This is a genomic window from uncultured Parabacteroides sp., from assembly GCF_905196875.1.
Lineage (GTDB): Bacteria > Bacteroidota > Bacteroidia > Bacteroidales > Tannerellaceae > Parabacteroides.
Genome location: NZ_CAJJWO010000046.1, coordinates 1 through 14212, shown reverse-complemented (window position 1 = coordinate 14212; position 14212 = coordinate 1). Strand labels below are relative to the sequence as shown.

At 50.6% G+C, this 14212-nt stretch carries 13 protein-coding genes; 8 read left to right on the top strand and 5 right to left on the bottom strand.

The features are described from left to right. Nucleotides 1–44: 44 nt before the first annotated feature. The 3 genes from QZ076_RS14820 (at nucleotide 45) to QZ076_RS14810 (ending at nucleotide 4899) form a co-directional block, all read left to right on the top strand. Nucleotides 45–2387: an FtsX-like permease family protein gene (locus tag QZ076_RS14820; RefSeq protein WP_293714324.1), complete on the top strand. Its 2343-nt coding sequence runs from the start codon at nucleotides 45–47 to the stop codon at nucleotides 2385–2387. 47 nt (nucleotides 2388–2434) lie between these two features. After that, a complete protein-coding gene (locus tag QZ076_RS14815) occupies nucleotides 2435–3115 on the top strand; it encodes an ABC transporter ATP-binding protein (RefSeq protein ID WP_007653611.1) in 681 nt (226 codons plus the stop codon). Nucleotides 3116–3282: 167 nt separating this feature from the next. Then, nucleotides 3283–4899 carry an arylsulfatase gene (locus QZ076_RS14810; RefSeq protein WP_293714321.1) on the top strand — a complete coding sequence of 539 codons (1617 nt, stop codon included), beginning with the start codon at nucleotides 3283–3285 and terminating at the stop codon, nucleotides 4897–4899. Here QZ076_RS14810 and QZ076_RS14805 read toward each other — a convergent pair. Together QZ076_RS14805 and tpx are read right to left on the bottom strand one after the other, a co-directional pair. Further along, nucleotides 4847–6082 carry an MFS transporter gene (locus QZ076_RS14805; RefSeq protein ID WP_293714319.1) on the bottom strand — a complete coding sequence of 412 codons (1236 nt, stop codon included), beginning with the start codon at nucleotides 6080–6082 and terminating at the stop codon, nucleotides 4847–4849. The genes QZ076_RS14810 and QZ076_RS14805 overlap by 53 nt on opposite strands. Nucleotides 6083–6370: 288 nt before the next feature. Beyond that, nucleotides 6371–6874: a thiol peroxidase gene (gene tpx, locus QZ076_RS14800; protein ID WP_293714317.1), complete on the bottom strand. Its 504-nt coding sequence runs from the start codon at nucleotides 6872–6874 to the stop codon at nucleotides 6371–6373. 159 nt (nucleotides 6875–7033) lie between these two features. Here tpx and rmuC point away from each other — a divergent pair, with 159 nt between their 5' ends. The 5 genes from rmuC to QZ076_RS14775 all read left to right on the top strand — a co-directional run bounded on the left by rmuC (nucleotide 7034) and on the right by QZ076_RS14775 (nucleotide 11169). Beyond that, nucleotides 7034–8311 (top strand): DNA recombination protein RmuC, encoded by a 1278-nt coding sequence (gene rmuC / locus QZ076_RS14795; RefSeq protein ID WP_293714315.1) that lies wholly within the window; start codon nucleotides 7034–7036, stop codon nucleotides 8309–8311. Between the two features lie 2 nt (nucleotides 8312–8313). Next, complete coding sequence (locus QZ076_RS14790) at nucleotides 8314–9897, top strand: AbgT family transporter (RefSeq protein ID WP_293714312.1); 1584 nt, start codon at nucleotides 8314–8316, stop codon at nucleotides 9895–9897. Between the two features lie 38 nt (nucleotides 9898–9935). Next, nucleotides 9936–10313, top strand: coding sequence for a diacylglycerol kinase family protein (locus QZ076_RS14785; protein WP_293714310.1), 378 nt, complete (start codon nucleotides 9936–9938; stop codon nucleotides 10311–10313). Between the two features lie 74 nt (nucleotides 10314–10387). Further along, nucleotides 10388–10564 carry a DUF4250 domain-containing protein gene (locus QZ076_RS14780; protein ID WP_293714308.1) on the top strand — a complete coding sequence of 59 codons (177 nt, stop codon included), beginning with the start codon at nucleotides 10388–10390 and terminating at the stop codon, nucleotides 10562–10564. A 38-nt stretch (nucleotides 10565–10602) separates the two neighbouring features. Then, a complete protein-coding gene (locus QZ076_RS14775) occupies nucleotides 10603–11169 on the top strand; it encodes a phosphatase PAP2 family protein (protein ID WP_293714306.1) in 567 nt (188 codons plus the stop codon). Nucleotides 11170–11263: 94 nt separating this feature from the next. Here the strand turns inward: QZ076_RS14775 and QZ076_RS14770 are convergent, their stop codons facing one another. The 3 genes from QZ076_RS14770 to QZ076_RS14760 form a co-directional block, all read right to left on the bottom strand. Continuing rightward, nucleotides 11264–12517, bottom strand: coding sequence for an ABC transporter permease (locus tag QZ076_RS14770; protein WP_293714304.1), 1254 nt, complete (start codon nucleotides 12515–12517; stop codon nucleotides 11264–11266). A 19-nt stretch (nucleotides 12518–12536) separates the two neighbouring features. After that, nucleotides 12537–13832: an ABC transporter permease gene (locus QZ076_RS14765; RefSeq protein WP_293714302.1), complete on the bottom strand. Its 1296-nt coding sequence runs from the start codon at nucleotides 13830–13832 to the stop codon at nucleotides 12537–12539. Between the two features lie 80 nt (nucleotides 13833–13912). Further along, nucleotides 13913–14212 (bottom strand): FtsX-like permease family protein (locus QZ076_RS14760; RefSeq protein ID WP_293714300.1); only part of this gene is annotated, 300 nt, incomplete at its 5' end.

Genomic DNA, 14212 nt, shown 5'->3' with positions numbered 1-14212 from the left:
ACGGCAACCCTATACATTTGTAACAAACAAAACAAAGAATAGAGATGAAATCGTACTTCACTTTTCTCAGCCGCAACAAGCTCTACACGGCTATCCAGTTCTTCGGACTGGCCATCGCATTGGGAGTCGTCCTCCTTTTAACACTATACGCTAAAACCGAATTCAATATCGGTAACAAACAGCCATACTCCCAGCAATTGTATGCCATCGGCTACGGCAATGACATCGGTATGACAGTCGGTACCGCCCCGGAATTATTCCCTTCCATTCCGGAAATAAAAGAATGGACACGCTTCATCAACAGCGAGTTGACGGACTTAACCATAGACAACAACTACTACCAGGCAAACAGCCTTGCCGTCGATTCCAACTTCTTCCGGATGCTGGGCTATTCGCTCATCGGATGCAACCGCGACAAGGCGCTAAACGGAACAGACGAGGCCGTCATTTCCGAACCGTTCGCCCGTAAAGTATTCGGTAATGAAAATCCTATCGGACGCACAATCATGTACCTGAACCAAACACCGCTACGGGTCATCGGGATTCTCCCGGCCTTCGATCCGACAGAACTGTTGAAACCGGTCGACCTCCTGGTCTCTATCAAATTGGAGGAAAAGACTTATGCCTGGATGGATAACTTCGGTCAGACCCAAACGTTCGTCACGTTAGCGGAAGGGGCAACACCCGCCAACGTCACCCGAAAACTGCTCGACAGTTATAAAAGTTATTGGGATTATTGGGAAGAAGACAACAGCACAAACTCCTTTGCGTGGGGTTCATCACTCACACGCATGGACGAAATATACTTTTCACCCATGAACCATAACACTCCTTTCCGCAACGGGACACGGAAACAGGTTCAAATCTTATTGGCCATCGCGATAATCTTGCTCCTTTCGGCCGTCTTCAACTACATCAACCTGACCGTGTCGCAAACCGGCAAGCGGGCACATGAGATGGCAACTCGCCGGTTGATGGGCGATTCTGCCGGGCAAATCGTATTGCGCTACCTCGCCGAGTCGGCAATCTTCACAACCGGGTGCTTCATCGGCGGATGCCTCATTGCCGTCATTGCCAAACCCTATTTCGAATACTTGCTCTCTACCCAAATCGCCATATCGCTTTCTCCCGCAACGGTCGCCTACGCCCTGTTGTTGTTGGCCGGAATCACCGGCATATCGGGATTACTACCGGCTCTCATCATCCGTAAATACAGCCCGATAGATATTGTAAAGGGGAACTTCCGCTTGCAAAACAAGCAACTGTTCAGCCGCCTGTTCATCATCGTGCAGAACGTGATCAGCACGTTCCTCATTGCGTTGGGGCTGACAATGGCCGTCCAAATACACTACCTTGCTACCCTGCCGACCGGTTATAATACCGATCTGGTCTTTGTACGGGCCTGGGATTTAGGAGCGACCTACGACAAACAAGCCATCCTCCAGAAACGTTTGCAGGCATTGCCCCAGGTGACAGAAGTGGCGTTGGCACGGAAACTGCCTTTCGTCAGCGGCCACGATGGCGTACGCCAGCCGGACGAAGAGGGAATGTCATGGCTCCACCTCTCGGATGTGGACAGCACAGCATTCCGGATGTTGGGCTTCGAAGTAGCAGAACGCTGGTCAGACCCGCTACCCGGCATGGTTTGGGTAACGGAAGAGACCTGCCGCCGTTACAACCTTTCGGCCGACAACCCCCATTTCGGGAAGAACGGCAACGAGAGCGGCTACCGGTATAACGTCTGTGGTGTTATCCGTGATTACCGTTCACTCATGCCGTTAAGCACTCCGACACCCGATTCGCACGGAGCGGTCGGGGTGATGGATCCGCAAGGCTATGTGATCAGTCAAGTCATCCGGACCCGAGGTGACCGGTCGGAAGCCCTGGCCGCCATCCGCCATACCTGTCGGGAAGTGTCCAAAGAGGTGATCGGGATACCGAAAGACCTGGAAGCCGATTATATCGATGATTATCTGAACAAAGATTTGACACACGAAAAAAACGTCGTGATGCTCGTCCTTTGCTTCATGGCCATCTCCATCCTCATCTCTGCCATGGGATTGTTTGCCATGTCGATAAGCTACACCGAACAGCAAAGCAAGCGGATTGCCTTGTGCAAAGTGATGGGAGCCGAAACAAGCGGTGCGGTATGGGAACTTTCCAAACGGTTCATGACGCTCTCGTTGCTTGCCGCCTGCTTCGCCCTGCCCATCAGTTTGAAAGCGGTTCAAATCAGTTTGGAGTCATTCTATAACCGCATCGCCTTCCCGTGGCACCTCATAGCCGCGGCTGTTTTGGCAACCATAGTCATCGCTTTCGTGTCAATCATCAGTCAAACTTTGAAAGTCGCCCGCCGCAACCCTATAAAAAGCATCCGGACGGAATAAAAAACAGTATATAACAGATAACATCATTATAAAAAACGAAACAAGTCATGATTAAAATAAAGAATCTCAGCAAAAGCTTCCGAACGGAAGAAATAGAAACCATCGCACTCAACGGCGTAAGCATGGAAGTGAAAAAGGGCGAGTTCGTCGCCATCATGGGTCCAAGCGGATGCGGCAAATCGACCTTGCTGCATATTCTCGGCCTGCTGGACAACCCGGACGAAGGCAGCTACCTGTTGGATGGGGAAGAAATGGGACACTTGAAAGAGAAAGACCGAACCCGTTACCGCAAAGGACGTATCGGGTTCGTCTTCCAGAGTTTTAACCTCATCGACGAGCTGACGGTGGAAGAAAACATAGACCTCCAACTGAAATACCTTGGCGTACCCAAAGCCGAACGCAAGCAGCAAGTACTTGACATCCTGCGCAAAGTGCGCCTCAGCCAACGCGCCAAACATTACCCGCAACAACTATCCGGAGGCCAACAGCAACGAGTAGCCATCGCCCGCGCCGTAGTAGGCAAACCTAAATTGATTTTGGCCGACGAGCCGACCGGCAACCTCGACTCCAAGAACAGTCTCGAAATAATGAAACTGCTCAGTCAGTTGAACGCCGAAGGAACGACTATCGTCATGGTGACACACTCGCAGCACGATGCCACATACGCCGACTACATCATCAATCTTTTCGACGGACAAATTGTCAATGAGTTGGATGGAATACTTTGAGTCAGGATTGGACTTGCTTGTGCCGGAGCATTTCCCCGTGAGGGTGCAACCGTTATTAAAGTTGACTCCCGTCGCCTGCCGGGGGAAGACCTTTTACAAAGCCGGATAGAATTATATAAAAACTTATCTGTAACTTTATCCCCATATCTATTATAACCTTAGATAACATGATGAATAAAATTCTATTAAGCTCCGTGGCAATTGTCTCGGTAGCACAAATTGCGGCAGCCAGAAATGCCGACAGTCAAACGCATCCTAACATTATCCTGATCCTGTGCGATGATATGGGATTTTCCGATTTGGGATGTTACGGTGGAGAGGTTCATACGCCCAACATCGACTTTCTGGGAGAAAACGGAGTACGCTTCAGCCAGTTCAAGAACACCGGACGCAGTTGTCCCAGCCGTGCGGCCCTGATGACGGGACGTTACCAGCATGAAGCGGGAATGGGATGGATGACGGCGGTCGACGAACACCGTCCCGGCTACCGGGGACAGATATCGGCTGATTATCCGACAATCGCCGAAGTACTCAAAGCAAACGGATATGCCACCTACATGAGCGGCAAATGGCACCTGACAGTAGAGGGGGCATATGATAAACCCAACGGCAGCTATCCCACGCAACGGGGATTCGATACCTATTACGGTTGCCTGAGCGGCGGGGGAAGTTATTATACGCCGAAGCCTCTCTACTCCGGTACGCAGCGGATCACGGAGCTTCCGGACGATTATTATTATACAACGGCCATAACAGATTCGGCTGTCAGCTTCGTTCGTAACCATCCCGCCGATGTCCCGATGTTTATGTACCTGGCCCATTATGCCCCTCACCTGCCGTTACATGCCCCTAAAGAGCGGGTCGAGGCATGCCGGGAAAGATATAAGGCAGGATATGACGTACTGCGGCAACAGCGTTTCGACCGCCAGAAGGCAATGGGACTGTTCGATGACGACCTGACATTGCCTTTGCATCAGAAAGAGTTTAAAGGCGGCCAGCCGGCATGGACCAGCCTGACGCCCGAACAACAGGAAGCATGGATAACTGATATGGCTACCTATGCCGCCATGATCGAGATAATGGACGATGGTATCGGGGAAGTCATTGCCGCTACCAAAGAAAAAGGGATCTACGAAAACACGGTATTTCTCTTCCTGAGCGATAACGGTTCGACCAACGAGGGAGGATTTATCGGGCAATTGATGGCCGACCTCAACAATACACCTTACAGGAGTTACAAACAATGGTGTTTCCAGGGCGGAACCAGTACGCCTTTTATCGTCATGTACGGCGATCCGCAAAAGAATGTCCTCAAAGGGAAGTTCAACCGCGAATACAGCCATATCATCGATGTGATGCCTACCTGCCTGGAGATAGCTTCGGCGGAATACCCCGGACAGTTCAACAATAAGCAATTGCGTGCTACTGACGGCAGAAGCCTCTTACCGGCCGTACAAAACAAAGCATTGGAACCGCGCGACCTGTTCTTCGAACATCAAAGCTCCTGCGCTATCATTTCCGACGGCTGGAAGCTAGTTCGCAACAACGGCAAGCAGCCCTGGGAGCTGATCGACCTGGCTACCGACCCGTTCGAAGAAAACGACCAGGCAACACAACAGCCTCAAAAAGTAAAAGACCTGGAAGAAAAGTGGAACCGATGGGCCGAACAACAACAGGTCTTCCCGTTTGAATATCGCCCATGGACAGAACGTATCAACTATTATAAGTCACTCAATCCGGATCAGAGCGGAAAAGATCAAAACTCTTTTTCAAACTCTTTATAGCCGGAGAAACAAAGGAAATCAAGCCAATCGCTCCTACCAGCACGCCGCCGATGATAAACGTATTCCCGATCCCGATCGTATCCGCCAGGAAACCGGTACTCAGCAATCCGATCATCGACGGCAACAGGCTGACACTCATATAAAAAGAGAATACCCGTCCCATCACTACCGGATTAATCCGGGTCTGCATGACTGTTGTAAAGGAAGCCATATAAAGGGCACCGGATATACCGCCTATCACAGTCAGTCCGACAAACAGAGGATACCCCGAAACCGGTAGCACCCCCGACAGCAGGAAGGTGATACCCAACAGGATATACATCCAGTTAATCAACGATATCTCATTCAGCCTAAACTTCTTTATCCCCAGAAAAGCGCCTCCCAGCAAGGCACCGCTCCCCCAGGCGGCTTCTACCAGACTGATCTGGTAAGCATTCCCCGAGTAATGCTCCAATGTCATCAACGGAAACAATACCCCTACCGGCATAATAAAGAAAGTGGCAAGAATAGACAGGATAAACAACCACGACAACCCGTTCTGCGCACGCACCTCCGTATAGGCTTCTTTGGCTTCTTTCCATAATTGTACCTTTTGACTCCTTTCCTCATTCTCCGGATCAGGAATCTTCACAAACAAAAGGGACGTACAGGCCAATGCCGCCCCGATCACATCCAGCAGCAGGATATTCGTCATCTCCATAAAAGAGATAAAAAGGGCAGCCAACGCCGGCCCGGCAATATTACAGGCCGATTGGATAATCTGATTGATCCCGGCTATACGGATCAACTCCGACTTCGGAGCCAGCAAGGGAACAGACGCCTGCATCGCTGGCATATGAAAAGCCGAACCGACCGAACGCAAAGCCAGCAGGATATAAACATGACCGAGCTTCGCTATATCCAGATAGAACAAAACGGCGAGTATCAAGGTACAGAAAGCGATAAAGCTATCCGCCATAATCATAACACGCTTCCTCTTCCAACGGTCGATAAATATACCCGTAAACAAACCGAGTACCGACTGCGGAAGCATGGCGGCAATAGCGGCAAAAGCCAAAACCTCTGCCGATTTCGTTTCGAAACTAAGCCATAGGATGATTGCAAAATTAACGATCGAGCTGGTCAGGATAGAGAAGAACTGACCGGTCCATATAATAGCGAATACTCTTTTCCAGTTATTCATAACTTCTTTTAATTAAAATAAAATATGTATAGAAAGTCGATCCCCGCAGTCTGCCGGGGAGTAAAAAACGAAGGCTCAAAAGATAAGAAGGCTCTTATCTGCCGTTACACAAAGTAAGCGAAGCCTGATTTAGAAGTTATTGAACACATAAAGATGAATTAATTTGTTTGCAAGTATACGAATAAAATCCGAATTATCAAACTCTTAAAAAACGAAGGCTGCGGGATTCACATCCGACAGCCTTCTACACTAACCCTTAACTTTAACCAATGAAAAACAATAATCTACTTAATTTTTTAATGAAGCAACAGCTGCTTCATAATTCGGTTCGTTCGTGATCTCGGAAACAAGTTCCTCATAAACGACCTTTCCTGCTTCGTCGACTACTATCACACCGCGGGCCAGTAACCCTTTCAGCGGACCGTCAACCATCAGCATCCCGTACTTATCTTCAAACCATGGACCCCGGAATGCAGAAAGCGTAATCACTTTATCTATACCTTCCGTAGTACAGAAGCGTCCATGTGCAAAAGGCAAATCTTTCGATACGGCCAGAACCACAGTGTTGGGTAAAGAAGCAGCTTCTTTATTAAAGCGTCTCACCGATGCAGCACATACGGCTGTATCCAGACTGGGGAATACATTGATCACAACATTTTTCCCTTTCAATTCTTTCAGAGACAATTCAGACAAGTCGCTTTTTACTCCTTTAAAATCCGGAGCCTCTGCTCCAACTGCTGGTAATGAGCCATTTGTATTTACGGCACTACCTTTAAATGCTATTTTTGCCATCTTTGTAGTATTTTATGTTTTACGTTAAAAGCGGCTCACAAATATAAGCTGCTTTGTATCACTAAAACAAAAGTTAAAGAATAATGTTCTTTCTTTTAACTCTTTTTAATTACTTAATGAGAGCACAGTTTTTCTATCTTTGACGCAAAATAAAAAGACATGGATTGGTTAATCATTTGCGGACTTCTTATCATCATTATTTTACAGATCTTATTCCGTCCGAAAAAGGACACTTCCGATACACAAAACGAACTGAAACGCCTGCTCGACGAAATGCAACGTTCTTTCGAACGCATCGAAAAAAACTTTCGCGAAGACTTCCGGCTGAACCGGGAAGAAGGACGTATCGTCGCCCGCGACAACCGGGAAGAACTGACCCGTTCCATGAACGAATTCCGCGAGGCTTTCGACCGGGGTATCGCTTCTTTCAACAACCTGCAACGGGAAAAGTTCGCCAACCTCGACGAACAGCAACGCCTGCTGATCGCCAATACGGAAAAACGACTGGAAGACATCCGCGTCACCGTCGACGAGAAACTGCAGAAAACATTGAACGACCGCATCGGCCAGTCGTTCCGCCTCGTCACCGAACAGCTGGAAAGCGTACAAAAAGGACTGGGCGAAATGCAGACGCTGGCACAGGATGTAGGCGGACTGAAACGGGTACTAAGCAATGTCAAGACACGGGGGAATATCGGAGAGATACAACTCTGTATGCTGCTCGAACAGATCCTGGCACCGGAGCAGTACGAAGCGAACTTCCATACCCGCAAAGGATCGGATACCGTTGTCGAATTTGCCGTCAAGCTACCGGGACGCGACGATATGCGCGAATACGTTTATCTCCCAATCGACGCCAAATTCCCTAAAGACATATACGAACAGCTACTGGAAGCCTACGACAACGCCGATCCACAGGCGATCGACGCAGCGGGCAAGCTACTGGAAACGACCATCAAGAAGATGGCGAAAGATATCTCCGACAAATACCTCGACCCTCCCGCTACGACTGATTTCGGTATTATGTTCCTTCCCTTCGAAGGCATTTACGCCGAAGTGGTGCGCCGTTCCGCCCTGCTGGAAGAGTTGCAACGTACTTATAAAGTGGTGGTGACAGGTCCGACGACACTGGCCGCCATCCTCAACAGCCTGCAAATGGGCTTCCGTACCCTGGCGATACAGAAGCATTCGGGCGAGGTCTGGACGATACTCGGTGCCGTAAAGAAAGAGTTCGAGAAGGTAGGCGGCATGCTGGAAAAAGCACAGAAGAACCTGCAAACGGCCAGCGGACAGATAGAAGAGGTATTGGGCACCCGCACCCGCGCCATCCAACGAAAACTGAAAGATGTGGATACGTTGAGCGACCGTGAAGCCCGCGCCATCATCCCCGAACTGGGGCCGTTGACAGAAATTGAAGAAGAAACAGATACAGAATAATCATGAAGAAAAGACAGATACCCCATACTTACGTCATTATATTTTACATCATCCTGTTTTGTGCCGCCCTGACCTGGTTCATTCCCGGTGGACAGTATATCGAAAGTATCGACGATGCAGGACAGAAAACAGTAGTCTACGAAACGGTGGACAGGGTTCCGCAGACCTGGCAAGTGTTCTCCGCATTCTATAAAGGCTTTGTCGACAAGGCGGACATTATCGTCTTTATCCTGATTATCGGCGGGGCATTCTGGATCGTGAACGACAGCAAGGCGTTCGATATCGGCACCGTCAGTTTCCTCAGGAAAGCCCGGAAGATGGAAAGTAATCCGCTGATACGTAAGATCGGTGTAGAGAATTTCCTGCTTACTTCGATCATGCTGCTGTTCAGTATATTCGGTGCCGTGTTCGGCATGAGTGAGGAGACGATCGCCTTCTGCCTGGTACTGGTACCGATGGCGATCTCGATGGGGTACGACTCGATCACCGGGGTCTGTATGGTGTTCGTTGCTGCCGGACTGGGCTTTGCCGGGGCGATACTCAATCCGTTCACGATCGGTATAGCACAGGGGCTGGCGGGTATCCCGCTTTTCTCGGGGATAGAATACCGCCTCTTCTGCTGGCTCGTAATCAACAGTATCGGGTTCACCTGGATACTGCGTTATGCAGCCAAAGTGAAGAAGAACCCGAAACTCTCCCCCGTCTACGAAGAAGACCGGTACTGGCGCGACCTGCACAGCAATACCTCGCTCGATGTCACTTACCATACGCCCAAAGCCGCCTGGATGAGCTTCGTCCTGCTGACGGTGGCACAGATCGCCTTCGCCGTTTATTATCCGCTTACGACTTTACGGATAGGAAACAGCATGATCGAGGGATTGCCCTTAATACCGATACTCACCGCCGCATTCGTCCTGACCTCGGTCGTTGCCCTGAGGAAAACGGTTCACCTGTACATACTGAACCTGCTGTTCTTTACGATCTTTTACCTTATCATCGGGGTAATGGGCTACGGCTGGTATATCATGGAGATAGCGACCCTGTTCTTCGTACTGGGGATTGCAGCCGGAATAGCCAACAACCGCACGCCGAACGAACTGGTCAAACTCTTCCTCGACGGATGCAAAGATATTATGAGTGCCGCCCTGGTAGTCGGACTGGCAGGCGGTATTATCGTGATCCTGCAGGATGGAAAGATCATCGATACAATCCTCTTCAACCTCGCCAAAGGGATGGAAGGACTCGGACAGGTGGCTACCGTCGGTATGATGTATATCATTCAGACCCTGATCAACCTGGTGATTCCTTCGGGCAGTGCGAAAGCCGCCCTGACGATGCCTATCATGGCTCCGTTCTCCGAGTTGATCGGCCTGTCGAAGCAGGCAACGGTGATGGCCTTCCAGTTCGGCGATGGCTTCACGAACCTGATCACCCCTACCTCCGGCGTACTGATTGCCGTACTGGGTGTGAGCCGCATCCCTTACGACAAATGGTTCGGCTGGTCCTGGAAGTTTATCCTGGTGATGGTGATCGTCGGATTCCTGTTATTGATACCGACAGTATTGATCCCGATGAACGGGTTTTAATTAATTTACCTATCTTTGTGGCTTCAACCGATTGGAATATGAAGAACGATGGTTTTACTTTCCGCAAACGGCTACGAAGTTTCCGGTATGCCTTCAACGGAATACGTTTACTGGTCACGAAAGAGCATAATGCATGGATACATTGCTTCGCCGCTGTCTGTGTAATCGCAGCAGGCTTCCTGCTGGATATCTCACAAACGGAATGGATCGCCGTAGTGATCGTGATCGGTGCCGTGCTGGCAGCCGAAGCAATCAACTCGGCCCTGGAGGCGATAGCCGACTTCGTGTCGCCCGAATACAGCGAAGCCATCAAACGCACCAAAGACCTGGCCGCCGGAGCCGTCCTGCTGATGGCGATTGCAGCCGCCGTCGTAGGGGGGATCATCTTCTTCCCCAAGCTGGTAGCCCTTCTCTGAAACCCGTACGTTTTAAACAAAACATAACGAATAACAGTTATTTGTATTATTCACTTTATTAATTAAACAAAACAATGAAACTTCCCGAAGACCCGATGATGCTTTTCAGCGTAGTTAACATGAAACTGCGCGACAGATATGCATCCCTCGATGAATTATGCACTAAGATGGATGTAGACAAGGATATGCTTGTCCACAAACTGGCCATTGCCGGTTTCGAATACAGCGCAGAGAACAATAAGTTCTGGTAAATGCCGTTCATATCAACGACATCAACAATAAAACAAATATGAAACCTATCAAACACATTCTTATCGTCCTGCTGGCTTTTGCCGCCTGCCTTACCACCCATGCACAGGAAATAGAGATCAGCGGAAGCCGCAAGGCAGTACGTACCTCCGGCGATGTGCTGGCTTTCGTAACACCGGCTGCCAGTCTGGCGACCATACTGGCTCTGCAGGACTGGCAGGGGCTGAAACAAGGGGTATTTGCCGGAGTAACGACTTTAGGAATGACATATGCGTTGAAGTATATCGTTAAGAAAGAACGTCCCGACGGCAGCGATAACCATTCGTTTCCATCCATGCACACCTCGGTTTCTTTCACCGGGGCGGCTTTTATACAACGCCGTTACGGTTGGAAATGGGGAATCCCGGCGTATGCCGTAGCCACATACGTAGGCTGGAGCCGCACGTATGCCAAGAAGCACGACTGGTGGGATGTGGCCGCCGGAGCGGCGATAGGTACAGGAAGTGCCTATATCTTTACCCGCCCGTTCGCCAAAAAACATAACCTGACGATCAGTCCGGTTGCCGGCGACAAGCAGTTCGGCATTTATGCCTCGATGAACTTCTGAAGCTTTCCGATGACAACAGAGAGTATAAAAAACAGCCCGGATATGTAATCACTACAAATCCGGGCTTCGTCGTTATAAATAAATCCGGTGTCTATTATTCGTAGTGCAGCGCTTCCGCCGGTTCGAGCCGTGCTGCTTCGTTGGCCGGATACCAGATACCGGCAATGATCATACCGACAATCAGCAGATAGGAAAGCAGAATTCCTCCTATGAAACGTCCTGCCGTGTTATCGATAAGTCCGGTACTTGTCAGGTCTGCCAGCGCTATATTCAGACAGATCAGCGAAGCGGGAATGAGCACGAGTGTCAGAAGCATCACCCCTTCCCCTAATACAGCCATGCGCAGCTGCCTGCGGGTAGAACCCAGAGCCATACGCAACCCCATTTCTCCCTGCCGCTGCCGGGTACGGAACCAGAAGGTGCCGACAATCCCCAGGAAGATATTCAACAGGAGAAAGAACAGGATGAACATGCGGGTCTTCATATCGCTTTTACCGTCCCGCAGGGCGTCCTCCCTTATATTCGACAGTGGGGTGATATTCTGGAGATACAGGTTACCCAGTTCCACCCCATCGCTTTTCTGTGTCATGAATGTTTCCGCAAAGTCCTTGTCCGCCTCCGGCTTTACCCTTACGGAGACTTCCGCCCACGGCAGCATATTCACACCGAAAGACTTCACATCCGCTTCCGACAGATACATGAATATCTGCGGCCTCACCTTATTGAACTCCGAACCGCGGGCAGTCCGGCTCACAGCCCCAATCGTCAGCGTCTGGTTGTCGTTGCCGGTGTAGACAGTTTGTCCGACAGCCTCCCTGCCGGGAAACAGGCGTTCTGCCGCATCTTCCGTAATTACAACTTTACGGGCAGCGATACCCTCCTTCAGGCTGGCTTTACTTCCCGATACCGGACGAATGCAGTAGACATCGAAATAGTCGGGCGACGTATAATAGAGCCGGCAGGGTACTGCTTCGGAACCGGTCGTATCGGATCTTAGCGACATGTAGTTATCCATCGTATTATACGGAGTACCGAACCGGGAAAAGGAAACCTCCTCCACCTCTGGCATACGTCGTATCCTGTCTATCGCCTCCCACAGGTCTTCCCCGACGGAAGACGGATGTTCGGCTACCGTGAGATACCCCTCCGCCCCTTCTTCACGGGTATTGAACTGGAAGTTGTAGGTATGATCGAGCTCAAAGCCTACCGGAGCATTGAATGTATAGAGGACGACCAGAAAGTAGTCGACGATATACCACAGGCAGACAAACACCAGCAACAATTCCCCCAGCAACCAGCTATTGCTCTTCCGCTGGTTCCAGATCAGTTTAAGTATATGTTTAATCATCTTCTTCGTGTATTTAGGGTTAGTATTCATTCAAGGCTTCGATGACATTCTTGCGCGACATCCGGTAAGCCGGTATCCCCGCCGACAGCAGGTTAAGCACCAGGCAAAACAGGAAAGCATAGAGGAAGATCACCGGGTTCAGCAGCTCGGATACCGACAACAGCGGCGTTCCCCCGAACACGGAAGAGATCGACCCGAAACTGCCACTCAACAGCCAGGTGCGCATCAGGTAGATAGCGATATACGACAGCAGCAACCCGACCGCTCCCCCCAATAGGGAAAGGAACATATTCTCCGATAATATCTGCACGAGCAACCGCCCTTTGGTCGCCCCGAAAGCCTTGCGGATACCAATCTCCGAGAGGCGGTTACGCATCTGCGAGAGGGTCATGCCCGAAAGGTTGATGGCGGGAACCAAGAGCAGGATAACGATCACAAGAAGATACTGAAGGATCGTCTTCGTCTTGTCAGGACCAATGGCACCCACTCCCTTAATTACTAGCTCCAGTTGGGTATCAGGTTGATTATAGAGAGACAGTTTATACTCCTTCAGCGAACTGTTATAACCAGCCAGCAGATTGTTCATCTCCGTACGGATCGAAGCGAAGTCGGCAGGCGAGCGAGCCAGGATCACGGCATGAAACCAGCCGGTGATACTCTCCGCCCAGGTGTCGTCGGCCAGCATATTCCCATCAACAGAGGAGTAAGGCAACCAGACCTCGGCATAGGCTGTCCGGGCAATAACGGAGACGTCCTTCACTACGCCGCTTACAGTATAGGGCTTGTAGCTGATCATAACGGTCTTGCCCACCGCATCGGCCGTACCATAGAGGCGGCGCGCCATCGTCTCGGTAATGACCGCCTTTTTGATGCCCGAAGCCACCTCTTCATGCGTATAAGGGCTACCGGAAATGAAGTCGAAGTTGAATACCCTCCAGAATACATCATCGGTAAACAGCATCAGGCAGTCTTTCTTCTCCTTCCCGCCCGGCAAAGAGACCAGCTGGCTGCGGCAAGGAGAGAAGAAGGAGACAGCTTCGGGCGTTTTCAGCGGAAGCAAGCATTCCTTAATGGTACGGAGCGATAGGTAACCGTTACCATAATTGTTACTGTTGAAGGTACGGCCGCCCCACCGTATGTAGAGGCTGCGGTCGCGGTTGTCTTCGGGGGAATAGTTCTTCACCCGCATCTGGTAGGTGATGACTATCACCATAATCATACAGATGGCCAGTGCCGTTCCCAGGATGGAGATCAGGCTCAGGAGCTTGTTCTCCTTTAGCATGCCCAGGGCTTGTTTGAGATATTGTTTGTACATATTTGTTGTCGTTGTTAATATTCTATTTGCAGGGCCTTCCGGGGAAGGGCGGTTCGCGAACCGCCCGTACGGGGGCCGGGTTATTCGTAATGCAGGGCTTCGGCTGGTTCGAGCCGTGCTGCTTTGCGGGCGGGATACCAGACGGCAAGCATGATCGTAGCCGCCAGGATAGCCCAGGTCAGCAGGCTGACGAGTGCAAGGCGGAACACCGTTACCGGCATTACGTCTGTACTCAGGAAGTCGAGGTAAGCCAGGTTGAAGCAGAGCAACAGAGCCGGGATAGCGACGAGGGTAAGGATCAGCAATCCTTCACCAGTCACCAGTCGATGCACCTCGTGGCGGGTAGAGCCTACGGCCATACGCAACCCCAGTTCCCCGCG